The sequence below is a fragment of the Pseudomonas sp. CHM02 genome, assembly GCF_000612585.1.
Taxonomy (GTDB): Bacteria; Pseudomonadota; Gammaproteobacteria; order Pseudomonadales; family Pseudomonadaceae; genus Aquipseudomonas.
This window is the reverse complement of the sequence record NZ_JFCA01000010.1, coordinates 14885-28348: the sequence shown is the minus strand read 5'-3', so window position 1 is coordinate 28348 and position 13464 is coordinate 14885. Positions and strand designations below refer to the sequence as shown.

The window sequence follows — 13464 nt, the reverse complement described above, 5'->3', positions numbered from 1 at the left end:
CCATGTCGAAATTTTTTATCGACCGTCCCATTTTCGCCTGGGTAATTGCCCTGGTGATCATGCTGGTCGGGGCACTGTCGATCCTGAAGTTGCCCATCAACCAATACCCGGCCATCGCGCCAACCGCCATCGACATCCAGGTGACCTACCCAGGTGCGTCCGCACAAACCGTGCAGGACACCGTGGTGCAGGTGATCGAGCAACAGCTCAACGGTATCGACAACCTGCGTTACGTCGCCTCGGACAGTAACTCCGACGGCAGCATGACCATCACCGCGACGTTCAACCAGGGTACCAACCCGGACATCGCCCAGGTCCAAGTGCAGAACAAGCTGAACCTGGCGACCCCACTGCTGCCGCAAGAAGTGCAGCAGCAGGGTATCCGCGTGACCAAGTCGGTGAAGAACTTCCTGATGGTGATCGGTCTGGTGTCGGAAGACGGCAGCATGACCAAGGACGACCTGTCCAACTACATCGTGTCCAACATCCAGGATCCGATCTCGCGTACCGCGGGCGTCGGTGACTTCCAGGTGTTCGGTTCGCAGTACGCCATGCGTATCTGGCTCGACCCGGCCAAGCTGAACAACTACCAGTTGACTCCGGTGGATGTCAGCACCGCCATCTCGGCCCAGAACGTGCAGGTGGCCACCGGTCAATTGGGCGGTTTGCCTGCCCTGCCCGGCACCCAGCTGAACGCGACGATCATCGGCAAGACCCGCCTGCAGACCGCCGAAGAGTTCGGCAAGATCCTGATGAAGGTGAACGCCGACGGCTCGCAGGTTCGCCTGCGTGACATCGCGCGTATCGAACTGGGCGGCCAGAACTACAGTATCAGTGCACAGTTCAACGGCAAGCCGGCGTCCGGTATGGCGATCAAGCTGGCGTCGGGCGCCAACGCCCTGGACACCGCCAAGGCCATCCGCGCCACCGTGGCGTCCCTGGAGCCGTTCTTCCCGCCTGGCATGAAGGCAGTGGTGCCGTATGACACCACGCCAGTCGTGACCGAATCGATCTCCGGTGTCGTACACACCCTGGTCGAAGCGATCGTGCTGGTGTTCCTGGTGATGTTCCTGTTCCTGCAGAACTTCCGCGCCACCATCATCACCACCATGACGGTGCCGGTGGTATTGCTGGGTACCTTCGGGATCCTGGCGGCGTTCGGTTTCACCATCAACACCCTGACCATGTTCGGCATGATCCTGGCCATCGGCTTGCTGGTGGACGATGCCATCGTGGTGGTGGAAAACGTCGAGCGGGTGATGGCCGAGGAACACCTGTCGCCGAAAGAAGCGACGGTCAAGTCCATGGGCCAGATCCAGGGCGCCCTGGTGGGTATTGCCCTGGTACTGTCGGCGGTACTGCTGCCGATGGCGTTCTTCGGCGGCTCCACCGGTGTGATCTACAAACAGTTCTCCATCACCATCGTGTCGGCCATGGCGTTGTCGGTACTGGTTGCCCTGATCTTCACCCCGGCCTTGTGCGCCACCATGCTCAAGCCGATCGATCCGGAGAAGCACGGCCAACCCAAGCGTGGTTTCTTCGGCTGGTTCAACCGCACCTTCGACCGCAGCGTAGTGAGCTACGAGCGCGGCGTGGGCAACATGATCAAGCACAAGTTTCCAGCGTTCTTCGTGTACCTGATCATCTTCGCCGGCATGATCTGGCTGTTCACCCGTATTCCGAGCGCTTTCCTGCCGGAAGAAGACCAGGGCGTGATCTTTGCCCAGGTCCAGACGCCGGTCGGTTCTTCGGCTGAACGTACGCAGAAAGTCATCGACGACATGCGCGCCTTCCTGCTGCACGACAAGGAAGGCGAGCCGGGCGAAGGCAAGGCTGTGAAGTCGGTGTTTACCGTAAACGGCTTCAACTTCGCTGGCCGTGGCCAGAGCTCGGGCCTGGCATTCGTGATGCTCAAGCCGTGGGACGAGCGCGATGCGTCCATGTCGGTATTCGAAGTGGCCAAGCGTGCCCAGGGTTACTTCTTCGGGGCCTTCAAGGACGCCATGGTATTTGCCATCGTGCCGCCTTCGGTTCTGGAATTGGGTAACGCCACCGGCTTTGACGTGTTCCTGCAAGACCAGGGCGGTGTCGGCCACGAAAAACTGATGGAAGCGCGTAACCAGTTCCTCGGTGCAGCGGCGCAAAGCAAGATCCTGGCAGGCGTGCGTCCCAACGGCGTGAACGATGAGCCGCAGTACGAGCTCACCGTCGACGACGAGAAGGCCAGCGCCCAAGGCATCAGCTTGGCAAGCATCAACCAGACCCTGTCGATTGCCCTGGGTGGCAGCTACGTCAACGACTTCATCGACCGTGGTCGAGTGAAGAAGGTGTACGTACAAGGCGAGGCCGCTGGCCGGATGTCCCCGGAAGACCTGGACAAATGGTACGTGCGCAGCGACTCCGGGAAGATGGTGCCGATGTCGGCCATTTCCTCGGGCAAGTGGATCTTCGGTTCGCCGAAACTCTCGCGCTACAACGGTGTAGCGGCGATGGAAATCCTCGGTACCCCGGCACCGGGCTACAGTACCGGTGACGCCATGGCTGAAGTCGAACGTATCGCCAAGCAATTGCCGGCGGGCGTGGGCTATGCCTGGACGGGCCTGTCGTACGAAGAACGTCTGTCCGGCTCCCAGGCACCTGCGTTGTACGCCTTGTCGCTGCTGGTGGTGTTCCTGTGCCTCGCGGCACTGTACGAAAGCTGGTCGATCCCGATTGCGGTGGTGCTGGTCGTGCCGCTGGGCGTGGTGGGTGCGTTGATCGCCACCAGCATGCGCGGTCTGTCCAACGACGTGTTCTTCCAGGTGGGCCTGTTGGTGACGGTGGGTCTGGCGGCGAAAAACGCCATCCTGATCGTGGAGTTCGCCAAAGAGCTTCACGAACAAGGCAAGGGCATCGTCGAGGCGGCCATCGAGGCGTCCCGGATGCGTCTGCGCCCGATCATCATGACCTCCATGGCGTTCATCCTCGGCGTATTGCCGCTGGCGATCTCCTCCGGCGCCGGCTCAGGCAGCCAGCATGCGATCGGTACCGGCGTAATTGGCGGTATGATCACGGCCACTGTCCTCGCGATCTTCTGGGTACCACTGTTCTTTGCAACCGTGTCTTCCCTGGGCGAACGCAAAAAGACCGACACTACTGAAACTCCTAAAGAGGCTGGCCAATGAGCAAGTCGCTACTTTCCCTAGCCGTCACGGCATTCGTGCTCAGTGGCTGCTCGCTGATACCTGACTATCAGCGCCCCGAAGCGCCGGTGGCCGCACAGTTCCCGCAGGGGCCGGCGTATTCGTCGGCCCAGGCGCCGGGCCAGGCCGCTGCCGAGCAGGGCTGGAAGCAGTTTTTCCATGACCCCGCCCTGCAACAGCTGATCCAGACCGCGCTGGTGAACAACCGTGACCTGCGTGTCGCGGCCCTGAACATCGACGCCTATGCCGCGCAATACCGCATCCAGCGTGCCGACCTGTTCCCGGCCGTGTCGGCCAATGGCAGCGGCAGCCGCCAGCGTGTGCCGGCGCGTGCCTCGCAGACCGGCGAAGCGAACATCACCAGCCAGTACTCGGCCACCCTCGGGATCAGCTCCTATGAGCTGGATCTGTTCGGCCGTGTGCGCAGCCTGAGCGAAGAAGCGCTGCAGCAATACTTCGCCACTGAAGAAGCACGCCGCAGCACCCAGATCAGCCTGGTGGCCAACGTGGCCAATGCCTACCTGACCTGGCAGGCCGACAAGGAACTGCTCAAGCTGACCCAGGACACCCTGGGCGCGTTCGAGCAGAGCTTCAAGCTCACCTCACGCAGCAACGAAGTCGGCGTGGCCTCGGCCCTCGACCTGAGCCAGGCGCGTACCTCAGTGGAAAACGCCCGTGTGCAGCTTGCCCGGTATACGCGCCAGGTCGCCCAGGACGAAAACGGCCTGACCCTGCTGCTGGGCACCGGCCTGCCAGCGAATATCGCCAGCAAGCCGCTGTCGGATGACCTGCTCAGCGAAGTACCCGCCGGGTTGCCGTCGGACCTGCTGCAACGTCGCCCCGATATCCTGCAAGCCGAGTACAACCTCAAGGCCGCCAACGCCAACATCGGCGCAGCCCGTGCAGCGTTCTTCCCGAGCATCAGCTTGACGGCCAACGCCGGCACCCTGAGCCCGGACCTCGGCGGCCTGTTCAAAGGCGGCTCGGGCACCTGGTCGTTCGCCCCGCAGATCAACATCCCGATCTTCAACGCCGGCAGCCTGCGCGCCAGCCTGGACTACTCGAAGATCCAGAAAGAGATCAACGTGGCGAACTACGAGAAGGCGATCCAGACCGGCTTCCAGGAAGTCTCCGACGGCCTCGCCTCGCGTGAAACCTACAAGCAGCAGTTGGAGGCCCAACGTGGCTTCGTCGCGGCCAACCAGGATTACTACCGCCTGGCCGAGCGTCGCTACCGCATCGGTGTCGACAGCAACCTGACGTTCCTCGATGCCCAGCGCCAATTGTTCAGTGCCCAGCAATCGCTGATCACCGATCGCCTGGCGCAGTTGACCAGCGAGGTCAACCTGTACAAGGCCCTCGGCGGTGGCTGGAACGAGCAGACCGCGAAGAACGAGCCGTTGAAAGAAGAAGCACCGGCGCTGAAGTTGTTCTGATAACGGTGCTGTAGAACGAAACCGCTTCCCTCGCCGGAAGCGGTTTTTTTATGTCACGGCGTTTTGATCATAATCAAAATGGATTCACGTACTGATTTTCAAAGTCGAACACCTGAGCTCCATCTCATTGCCGTCATCGGTTTCCCAACCGATCGAGAAACGGGCATTGATTGTTGTCTGGCCAGCAACCGTGGAGAGGCTCTTGACGTTCAAATCGCCCCAATACTCTTTCGGGGAATACGCCACCTCACCTTCCAGGCCGAAAGTGGCGTGAATAAGGCCATTTCCAGGCCCTATGATGTAAGTCATATTTTCTTTCAGCGTGAAGGCATTGGCGGCACCATCGCCGTCCGCCTCAAGGGTCAACTCATTCCTGGAACCAGGATTTTCTGCAATCCCCAGACGAATGCGTAACTGGAATCCCTCGATATAACCGAACTCAAAGTTATCGAACCCAATCGGAACCGTCTTGATCAGATCCGCCTTGAATTCATTCGAAGACGTTAAAAACTCTCCCATCTCTGATCCGAAGCTCATCAGCCCTGCTCCCTTGAACGCTTGAAGAAGTCACTGCCACCGCCTCGAAAATAGACCTCTGCCGCCCCCTCATCTACTGTGAACCCTGACAGTAGACAGCCCACCCGGCACACCCGAAACTGACAAGTTACCCGCCGATCGATTACGTTCGATCATCGCCCACAACCCGCCCTCCCCCACTTTCATCCCCCCGCACCGCCCCGCACCATGGCCGCCACCTGCATAAACCCAATAACAACAGGTCCAACACCATGAGCACTTTCCACCCGCGCCGGCTTCTGCTGGCAACCGCTGTCGCCAGTCTTGCCTTGCCCGTCGTCGCCGAAGAACATGGCTTTCTCGAAGACGCCAGCGCCAACCTCAACCTGCGCAATTTCTTCTTCAACCGCAATTACACCAACCCCACCAAGACCCAGGGGGGCGCGCAGGAGTGGACGCAAAGTTTCATCCTCGACGCCAAGTCCGGTTTTACCCAGGGCACCGTTGGGTTCGGCGTGGATGTGCTGGGCCTGTACTCGTTGAAGTTCGATGGCGGGCGCGGCACCGGAGGAACCCAACTGTTGCCGTTGGACCATGACGGCCGCCCTGCGGATGAATTCGGCCGCCTGGGCGTGGCGTTCAAGGCGCGCATTTCCAAGACCGAAGTGAAGGTCGGCGAATGGATGCCGGTGCTGCCGATCCTGCGCTCGGACGATGGCCGCTCCCTGCCGCAAACCCTGCGCGGCGGGCAGATCACCTCGAAGGAAATCGACGGCCTGACCCTCTACGGCGGCCAGTTCCGCGCCAACAGCCCGCGTGACGACAGCAGCATGACCGACATGTCGATGTTCGGTAAAACCGCGTTCACCTCCGACCGCTTCAACTTCCAGGGCGGCGAGTACCTGTTCAACGACAAACGCACCCAGATCGGCCTGTGGAACGCCCAGCTCAAGGACATCTACAGCCAGCAGTTCGTCAACCTGATCCACAGCCAGCCCCTCGGCGACTGGACCCTGGGCGCCAACCTCGGCTTTTTCTACGGCAAGGACGACGGTAGCGCCCGCGCCGGCGACCTGGACAACAAGACCTGGTCCGGCCTGTTCTCCGCACGCTACGGCGGCAACACCTTCTACGTCGGCCTGCAAAAACTCACCGGCAACAGCGCCTGGATGCGCGTCAACGGCACCAGCGGCGGCACCCTGGCCAATGACAGCTACAACGCCAGCTACGACAACGCCCAAGAGAAATCCTGGCAAGTGCGTCACGACTACAACTTCGCTGCCATCGGCGTGCCCGGCCTGACCCTGATGAACCGCTACATCAGCGGCAGCAACGTGCACACCGGCACCATCACCGACGGCAAGGAGTGGGGCCGCGAGAGCGAACTGGGCTACACCGTGCAGAGCGGCAGCCTGAAAAACCTCACCCTGCGCTGGCGCAACTCCAGCATGCGCCGCGACTACAACAACAACGAGTTCGATGAGAACCGGTTGATCGTCAGTTACCCGATCAGCCTGCTGTAAACCAACGGCAGACTTGCTGTATGGTGCGCGCCTGCCGCTGCTGATCCACCCAGCAGCGGCCTTCCATTCGAGCCCGCGCACACCATGAAATCCTTCGCCATTGCATCCGCCGTGCTTGCCCTGGCCCTGAGCCTCAGTGGCTGCATCGGTGCCCCCATCGCCCTGACGCCGAAGACCGAACAACGCCTGCAAACCCAGGCGCCCATTCGCTTCCTGCTGACCTTCGATGATGGCCCGAGTGCCTCGGGCTACAACAACCCGAGCCGTTCAGTGGTGGCGGACCTGGTGCAGAACCCGGTGCTGCCAGGGATCAAGGCGGTGTTCTTCCTGCAGACCGAAGCCTCGCGTTCCGGCGGCAGTTCACGCGGTCGCAAGACCATGCAGCGCGAGTACGCGGCCGGTCATATCCTGGCCTTCCACACCGCCACCGGGTTTCACACCAACCACCGCTGGCTGAATGACGCCGAACTGGAAAGCACCCTGACCCAAGGCGCCGCCGACATTGCCGCGATCACCGGCAGCCCGCCCATGCTGGTGCGCCCACCGTTCTGGAACTATGACCGCCGTACCTTCGCCGCTTACCAACGTCATGGCATGCACGTGTTGCTGACGGATCTGAGTGCCAATGACGGCAAGATCTGGGGCTTCAACGGCAGCCCGCGCAGGCGCGCCAACCTGTATCGACAGTTGTCGGTGGTGCGCGAGCACATCGCCCTGGGGAAGTTACCGACCGTGGACGGCGTGATACCCGTGGTAGTGACCTTCCACGACATCAACCGCTACACCGCTCGGCATCTGCAGGAGTACCTGCAGATCCTGCTCGACAGCGCGCGGATCAACGGCGTGAAGACGGCTGCCGAACCGTTCTACACCGACACGGCCCAGCTACAGCGCGCGGCGCTGGCGCGTACGGTCAAGGATGTGAATGAGCCGGTGCATCTGCCCGGCGTGTGGAATTGGGTGTGGAGCGCCGATTCCCTGTAGGAGACGGCTTGCCGGCGAAAAACGCACCGGCACCGCGTTCATCCTGATGCCCCGCGTCATCGTTGACGACCATCGCTGGCAAGCCAGCTCCGACAGAATCAGTCTTGCTGGCGCGACTCGACGCCCAATTCATCCCACACCGATTCAGCCAGGTGAAAGGTGGCATTCGCCGCAGGAATCCCGCAGTAGATCGCGCTCTGCATCAGCACTTCCTTGATCTCTGCGCGGGTCACGCCATTGCTGGCGGCAGCGCGCAGATGCAGCTTGAGTTCTTCGCTACGGTTCATGCCAATCAACATGGCGATGGTGATCAGGCTGCGGGTATGCCGTGGCAGGCCGGGACGGGTCCAGATATCACCCCAGGCGTGGCGGGTGATCATTGCCTGGAACTCACTGTTGAACTCGGTCAGCGCGTTGAGGCTGCGGTCGACATGGGCATCGCCCAGCACTTCGCGGCGCACTTGCAGGCCTTCGGCATAACGTTGTTTCTCGTCCAAAAAATTCTCCGTATTCAAATCGATTAGTTGTGGTGAGCGGGCTTGTCCCGCGCTGGGCTGTGGAGCAGCCCTAAAACCTGACAGCTCCCACGTTCATCTGAAAAAGTGCGTCGCCTTCATTGGGGCCGCTTCGCGCCCCAGCGCGGGGCAAGCCCGCTCACTACAGACACAGGTTCAGTGCGCCAGCAGATGTTGTTTCTCGTCCAAAAAATTCTCCGTATTCAAATCGATTACTTGTGGTGAGCGGGCTTGTCCCGCGCTGGGCTGTGGAGCAGCCCTAAAACCTGACAGCTCCCACGTTCATCTGAAAAAGTGCGTCGCCTTCATTGGGGCCGCTTCGCGCCCCAGCGCGGGGCAAGCCCGCTCACTACAGACACAGGTTCAGTGCGCCAGCAGAAATTCCAGCACACGGTCACTGAACGCCGCGCCCGCCTGCACATTGGACAGGTGCGCCGCATGGAACTCGGCGTATTCGGCGCCCTGCACATGGCGCTGGATAAAGTGGCTGCCGGCGGGCGGGGTGACCGCATCTTTGGTGCCGGCAATCGCCAGGGTCGGTACTTTGATCGCGCTCAATTGCTCGCGGAAATCGGCGTCACGCACCGCCGCGCAGTTGGCGGCATAACCTTCAGGCGAAGTCGCCGCGAGCATGTCGGTGATCTGCTTGGCCTGGTGTGGGTTGGCCGCTGCGAAATCGGCAGTGAACCAGCGTGCAATCGACGCATCGCGCAGCTCGACCATCGCCGCCGCGCCATCACGCAGTACCATCTCGATGCGCGGGTTCCACACCTCGGGTGTGCCGATCTTGGCGGCGGTGTTGCACACCACCAGGCGCTGCAGACGGTCGCCGGCGTTGATACCCAGCCATTGGCCGATCAGGCCGCCCATGGACAAGCCGCAGAAATGCGCACGTTGAATATCCAGCGCATCCAGCAGCGCGAGCACATCGTGACCCAGTTGTTCAATGCTGTAGGGCCCCGCCGTGACCAGGGATTTGCCATGGCCACGGGTGTCAAAACGCAGCACGCGAAAATGCTCGGTGAACGCCGGGACCTGGATGTCCCACATATGCAGGTCGGTGCCCAGTGAGTTGGACAGCACCAGCACGGGCGCGTCCACGGGCCCGTCCAATTGATAATGCAGTTCGCCATCGGCGAGGTGTACAAATGCCACGGTGGTCTCCTCAAGCAAAGTGTTCGGCTACAGCGCGAGTGACCCAGGTGTGGGCCTGGCCCAGGTAGTGGGCTGGGTCGAGCAAGCGATCCAGTTCGGCCGCCGACAGCTCGGCAGCCACCTGCGGCTCATCCGCCAGCACCGAACGCAAATGACGCCCTTCGGCGACGGCGCGTTTGCAGCATTGTTCCAGCAGATGGTGCGCGACCTCGCGCCCCAGTCGTTGGGCAAGCACGATGCTCACGGCTTCGGCCAGCACCAGGCCCTGGGTCAGGTCGAGATTCTGCGTCATGCGCTGCGGGTCGACTTCCAAACCTTCGCTGACCAGCAAGGCCTGTTGCAAGGCACCGGACACCAAACGGCAGATCTCCGGCAGGGTTTCCCATTCGGCATGCCACAGGCCCAGGCTGCGCTCGTGTTCCTGGGGCATGGCGCTGAACATCGTCGAAACCAGGCCTGGCACGCGGGTCGCGGTGCTGATCAGTACGGCAGCGCCCACCGGGTTGCGCTTGTGAGGCATGGTCGACGAACCGCCCTTGCCCGGCGCGGACGGCTCGAAAACCTCCGCCGCTTCGGTCTGCATCAACAAGCTGATATCGCGGCCCAATTTGCCCAGGCTGCCGGCGATCAGGCCGAGCACACTGGCGAACTCCACCAGGCGATCCCGTTGGGTGTGCCAGGGTTGTTCGGGCAGGATCAATTGCAGTTCAGCCGCCAGCGCCTCGGCCACCGGCATCGCCTGCTCGCCAAGCGCTGCCAGGGTTCCGGATGCTCCGCCGAATTGCAGCACCAGCAGGCGCGGTTTCAGTTCGGCCAGACGCTGGCGATTACGGGTTACCGCCCCCAGCCAACCGGCGATTTTCATCCCCAGGGTGACGGGCGTTGCATGCTGCAACCAAGTGCGCCCGGCCATTGGCACGCTCGCATAACGCTGGGCCTGGGCAGCGAGCACGTCGCCCAGGCGCGCCAGGTCGGCTTCGATCAGCGTGACCGCCCGCCGTACTTGCAGCACCAGGCCGGTGTCCATCACATCCTGGCTGGTGGCACCCAGGTGTACATAGCGCTCGGCGCCGGCGTCTTCAGCGGCAATCAACTTGCCCAACGCCTTCACCAACGGAATCGCCGAATTCCCCGCCGTGGCAATCGCCGCGCCGAGGGCATCCACGTCGTACAGCGACGCCAGGCAGGCCTGGGCGATCGGCGCCACCGCGGCCTGGGGAATCAACCCGACCCGGGCCTGGGCCCGGGCCAACCCTGCTTCAACATCCAGCATGCCCTGCAAGCGTCCCTGGTCGCAGAACACCTCGGCCATGCTGCCCGCCGTGAAGTAAGCATCGAACAATTGATTGCTCGTGCACAGTGTCATAACGCGTCCCTTACAAATCGTGGTGCAAGTACGCCGCCTGTTTCGGCAGGCGCAAGCTGAACAGGAAGGCCACCGCCATCATGGCGGTGACGTACCAATAGAAGGTGTTTTCCATGCCCATGGATTTCAGCCCCAGGGCCACGTATTCCGCCGAACCACCGAAGATCGCATTGGCCACCGCATACGCCAGCCCCACGCCCAAGGCGCGCACTTGTGGTGGGAACATTTCGGCTTTCACCAGACCGCTGATCGAGGTGTAGAAACTCACGATGGCCAGCGCCAGGGTGATCAGCACAAAGGCCAGGAACGGACTGCTGACGGTTTTCAGGCTCAGCAGGATCGGCACCGTGCACAGGGTGCCCAGCGCGCCGAACCACAGCATCGAGTTACGACGGCCGATCTTGTCGGCGAGCATGCCGAACAGCGGCTGCATGCACATGTAGAGGAACAGCGCGCCGGTCATGATGTAGCTGGCGGTCTTGGCGTGCATCCCGGCGGTGTTCACCAGGTACTTCTGCATGTAGGTGGTAAAGGTGTAGAAAATCAGCGAACCGCCGGCGGTGTAGCCGAGTACGGTGATGAACGCGGCCTTGTGGTCACGGAACAGCGCAGCGATGCTGCCGGCGTCCTTGTCCTCGCGGGTTTCCTTGCTGGTGGTTTCCTTGAGGGTGCGACGCAGCAGCAGGGAGATCACCGCCGCAATGGCGCCGATCACGAACGGAATCCGCCAGCCCCAGGCGCGCAGTTCGTCTTCGCTGAGAAACTGTTGCAGGATCACCACCACCAGCACCGCCAGCAGTTGCCCGCCGATCAGCGTCACGTACTGGAACGACGCGAAGAAGCCGCGCTGGCCCTTGAGCGCGACTTCACTCATGTAGGTCGCCGTGGTGCCGTATTCGCCACCCACCGACAAGCCCTGGAACAACCGCGCGACCAGCAGCAACGCCGGAGCCCAGGCGCCGATGTCCTTGTAGGTCGGGAGGAAGGCAATGACCAGGGAGCCGGCGCACATCATCAGCACCGAGATCATCATCGAGTTCTTGCGCCCGTGCTTGTCGGCTACCCGGCCAAACAGCCAGCCGCCAATGGGACGCATCAGGAAGCCGGCAGCGAACACGCCGGCGGTGTTGAGCAGTTGGACCGTGGGGTCATCCGACGGAAAAAACGCCGGTGCAAAGTAAATGGCGCAGAAGGCATAGACGTAGAAGTCGAACCATTCGACGAGGTTGCCGGAAGATGCCCCGACGATCGCAAAAATCCGTTTGCTGCGTTCTTCTCCGGTGTAGTGACTTGTCGTAGTTGTTGTCATGTTTTTTCACTCAGTGGGAACGGTTATAGCCTAGACATACTTTGCAACAAGCTCGTTCCGCAACAAGACTTTTAGGTATGTCGTGCCTGTGAGGGCCTCTTCGCGGGCAAGCCCGCTCCCACAGTTGACCGCATTCCAGAGTTGGAACTCGATCGAATGTGGGAGCGGGCTTGCTCGCGAATGCTCTCAAGCCAACTCAATAATCAAAGAACACTGTTTCCCGGTCTGTGCCCTGCAAAATCACATCCCACTGATGCACACCCTCTGCATCCTGCTTGGCAATCAAGGTTTCGCGCCGATCTGCCGGCACACACGCCAACAACGGGTCATCCCCATTCAGCGCCTCACCGTCAAAGTAAATCCGCGTCAGCAAGTGCTTCACCAAGCCCCTGGCAAACACCAGCACCACCAGGTGTGGCGCCTGGGTCGTGCCTTTCAGGCCAGGCACCGCACCTGGCTTGATGGTGGTAAAGCGAAACCGCCCTTCGGCATCCACCGGCACCCGGCCGAAACCTTCGAAGTTCGGGTCGACGGCTTTGTCCTGCTCATCTTCCGGATGGTCGTACTTGCCCGCGGCGTTGGCCTGCCAGACTTCAAGCATGGCGTCGTTGACGACATCGCCATTGCCATCCACCACTTGCCCGCTGATCGCCACACGCTCACCAAGGGTGGCGGCCACGGTCAGGTCTTCGCGGTTCAGCCAGGTCAGGCCGATGTGGTAATACGGCCCGACGGTGTGGGACGTGGTCGCGTTGAGTGTCATCTCATTTCTCCATCGGCGTGGCGTCGCGGCCGCGCAGGACGATGTCCCAGCGGTAGCCGAGGGCATAGGAAGGAATGGTTTTTTCCAGGTCGAAACGGGCGATCAAACGTTCCTTGGCGCGGGTGTCGGGTACGCAGTTGTAGATCGGGTCGTATTCCAGCAACGGGTCGCCGGGGAAATACATCTGCGTGACCAGGCGGGTCAGCACACTGGGGCCGAACAGCGAAAAGTGGATATGCGCCGGGCGCCAGGCGTTGTGGTGGTTGCCCCACGGGTAGGCACCGGGCTTGATGGTCTGGAACTGGTACCAGCCATCGGCGTCGGTGACGGTGCGGCCGGTACCGGTGAAGTTCGGGTCCAGCGGCGCGTCGTGCACGTCGCGCTTGTGGTTGTAGCGACCGGCGGCGTTGGCCTGCCAGATCTCCACGAGAATGCCCGGCACCGGCAGGCCGTTTTCGTCCAGCACGCGGCCGTGAATGATGATGCGTTCGCCCTGGGGCTCGCCTTCATGCTGGGCGGTGAGGTCGTTGTCCTTCTCATTGACCCGCTCGGCGCCGATGGTCGGGCCGGTGATTTCCGACAAGGAATGGGGCAGGAACACCAAGGGCTTGGACGGCGAACGCAGGTTCGTCGACTGGTAGGCCGGGTGCAGGTAATCAGGTTGAGTGCCCGCTTGCGGGCGCCGGTATCCGGGCTTGTCACTCATGGAGCAATC

At 61.7% G+C, this 13464-nt stretch carries 11 protein-coding genes; 4 read left to right on the top strand and 7 right to left on the bottom strand.

Annotated elements, in window-relative coordinates; all coding sequences use genetic code 11:
• Window positions 1–2: 2 nt before the first annotated feature.
• Entirely contained in the window at window positions 3–3164 is a 3162-nt protein-coding gene (locus tag BM70_RS0106950) for an efflux RND transporter permease subunit (protein WP_025855330.1), read from the top strand.
• Entirely contained in the window at window positions 3161–4618 is a 1458-nt protein-coding gene (gene adeC / locus BM70_RS0106945; protein WP_025855329.1) for an AdeC/AdeK/OprM family multidrug efflux complex outer membrane factor, read from the top strand. Before BM70_RS0106950 ends, adeC begins: the two co-directional genes overlap by 4 nt.
• An 84-nt stretch (window positions 4619–4702) precedes the next feature.
• On the opposite strand, the gene BM70_RS0106940 is transcribed toward adeC, so the two are convergent.
• Entirely contained in the window at window positions 4703–5155 is a 453-nt protein-coding gene (locus BM70_RS0106940; RefSeq protein ID WP_025855328.1) for a hypothetical protein, read from the bottom strand.
• Between the two features lie 251 nt (window positions 5156–5406).
• Between BM70_RS0106940 and BM70_RS0106935 the strand changes: the two genes are divergently transcribed.
• Both BM70_RS0106935 and BM70_RS0106930 read left to right on the top strand, forming a co-directional pair.
• The gene (locus tag BM70_RS0106935) at window positions 5407–6657 is read left to right on the top strand and encodes an OprD family porin (protein ID WP_025855327.1); all 1251 of its coding nucleotides are present in this window, start codon (window positions 5407–5409) and stop codon (window positions 6655–6657) included.
• Window positions 6658–6741: 84 nt separating this feature from the next.
• Complete coding sequence (locus BM70_RS0106930; protein ID WP_025855326.1) at window positions 6742–7641, top strand: polysaccharide deacetylase family protein; 900 nt, start codon at window positions 6742–6744, stop codon at window positions 7639–7641.
• Between the two features lie 98 nt (window positions 7642–7739).
• Here the strand turns inward: BM70_RS0106930 and pcaC are convergent, their stop codons facing one another.
• From pcaC to pcaH, 6 genes are all read right to left on the bottom strand, one after another.
• Window positions 7740–8138 (bottom strand): 4-carboxymuconolactone decarboxylase, encoded by a 399-nt coding sequence (gene pcaC, locus BM70_RS0106925; protein ID WP_025855325.1) that lies wholly within the window; start codon window positions 8136–8138, stop codon window positions 7740–7742.
• Window positions 8139–8519: 381 nt separating this feature from the next.
• Window positions 8520–9311 carry a 3-oxoadipate enol-lactonase gene (gene pcaD / locus BM70_RS0106920; RefSeq protein WP_025855324.1) on the bottom strand — a complete coding sequence of 264 codons (792 nt, stop codon included), beginning with the start codon at window positions 9309–9311 and terminating at the stop codon, window positions 8520–8522.
• A gap of 10 nt (window positions 9312–9321) precedes the next feature.
• Entirely contained in the window at window positions 9322–10677 is a 1356-nt protein-coding gene (locus tag BM70_RS0106915) for a 3-carboxy-cis,cis-muconate cycloisomerase (RefSeq protein ID WP_025855323.1), read from the bottom strand.
• A gap of 10 nt (window positions 10678–10687) precedes the next feature.
• A complete protein-coding gene (locus tag BM70_RS0106910; protein ID WP_025855322.1) occupies window positions 10688–11986 on the bottom strand; it encodes an MFS family transporter in 1299 nt (432 codons plus the stop codon).
• 196 nt (window positions 11987–12182) lie between these two features.
• On the bottom strand, window positions 12183–12749 hold the full coding sequence (gene pcaG / locus BM70_RS0106905; RefSeq protein WP_025855321.1) for a protocatechuate 3,4-dioxygenase subunit alpha: 567 nt from the start codon (window positions 12747–12749) through the stop codon (window positions 12183–12185).
• 1 nt (window position 12750) lies between these two features.
• Window positions 12751–13455 carry a protocatechuate 3,4-dioxygenase subunit beta gene (pcaH, locus tag BM70_RS0106900; protein ID WP_025855320.1) on the bottom strand — a complete coding sequence of 235 codons (705 nt, stop codon included), beginning with the start codon at window positions 13453–13455 and terminating at the stop codon, window positions 12751–12753.
• Window positions 13456–13464 lie beyond the last annotated feature (9 nt).

Coding starts and splice junctions, on each gene's coding strand:
- pcaG (WP_025855321.1), bottom strand. CDS start 12,749: ATGACACTCAACGCGACCACGTCCCACACCGTCGGGCCGTATTACCAC.
- BM70_RS0106935 (WP_025855327.1), top strand. CDS start 5,407: ATGAGCACTTTCCACCCGCGCCGGCTTCTGCTGGCAACCGCTGTCGCC.
- adeC (WP_025855329.1), top strand. CDS start 3,161: ATGAGCAAGTCGCTACTTTCCCTAGCCGTCACGGCATTCGTGCTCAGT.
- BM70_RS0106940 (WP_025855328.1), bottom strand. CDS start 5,155: ATGAGCTTCGGATCAGAGATGGGAGAGTTTTTAACGTCTTCGAATGAA.
- BM70_RS0106930 (WP_025855326.1), top strand. CDS start 6,742: ATGAAATCCTTCGCCATTGCATCCGCCGTGCTTGCCCTGGCCCTGAGC.
- BM70_RS0106950 (WP_025855330.1), top strand. CDS start 3: ATGTCGAAATTTTTTATCGACCGTCCCATTTTCGCCTGGGTAATTGCC.
- BM70_RS0106915 (WP_025855323.1), bottom strand. CDS start 10,677: ATGACACTGTGCACGAGCAATCAATTGTTCGATGCTTACTTCACGGCG.
- pcaH (WP_025855320.1), bottom strand. CDS start 13,455: ATGAGTGACAAGCCCGGATACCGGCGCCCGCAAGCGGGCACTCAACCT.
- BM70_RS0106910 (WP_025855322.1), bottom strand. CDS start 11,986: ATGACAACAACTACGACAAGTCACTACACCGGAGAAGAACGCAGCAAA.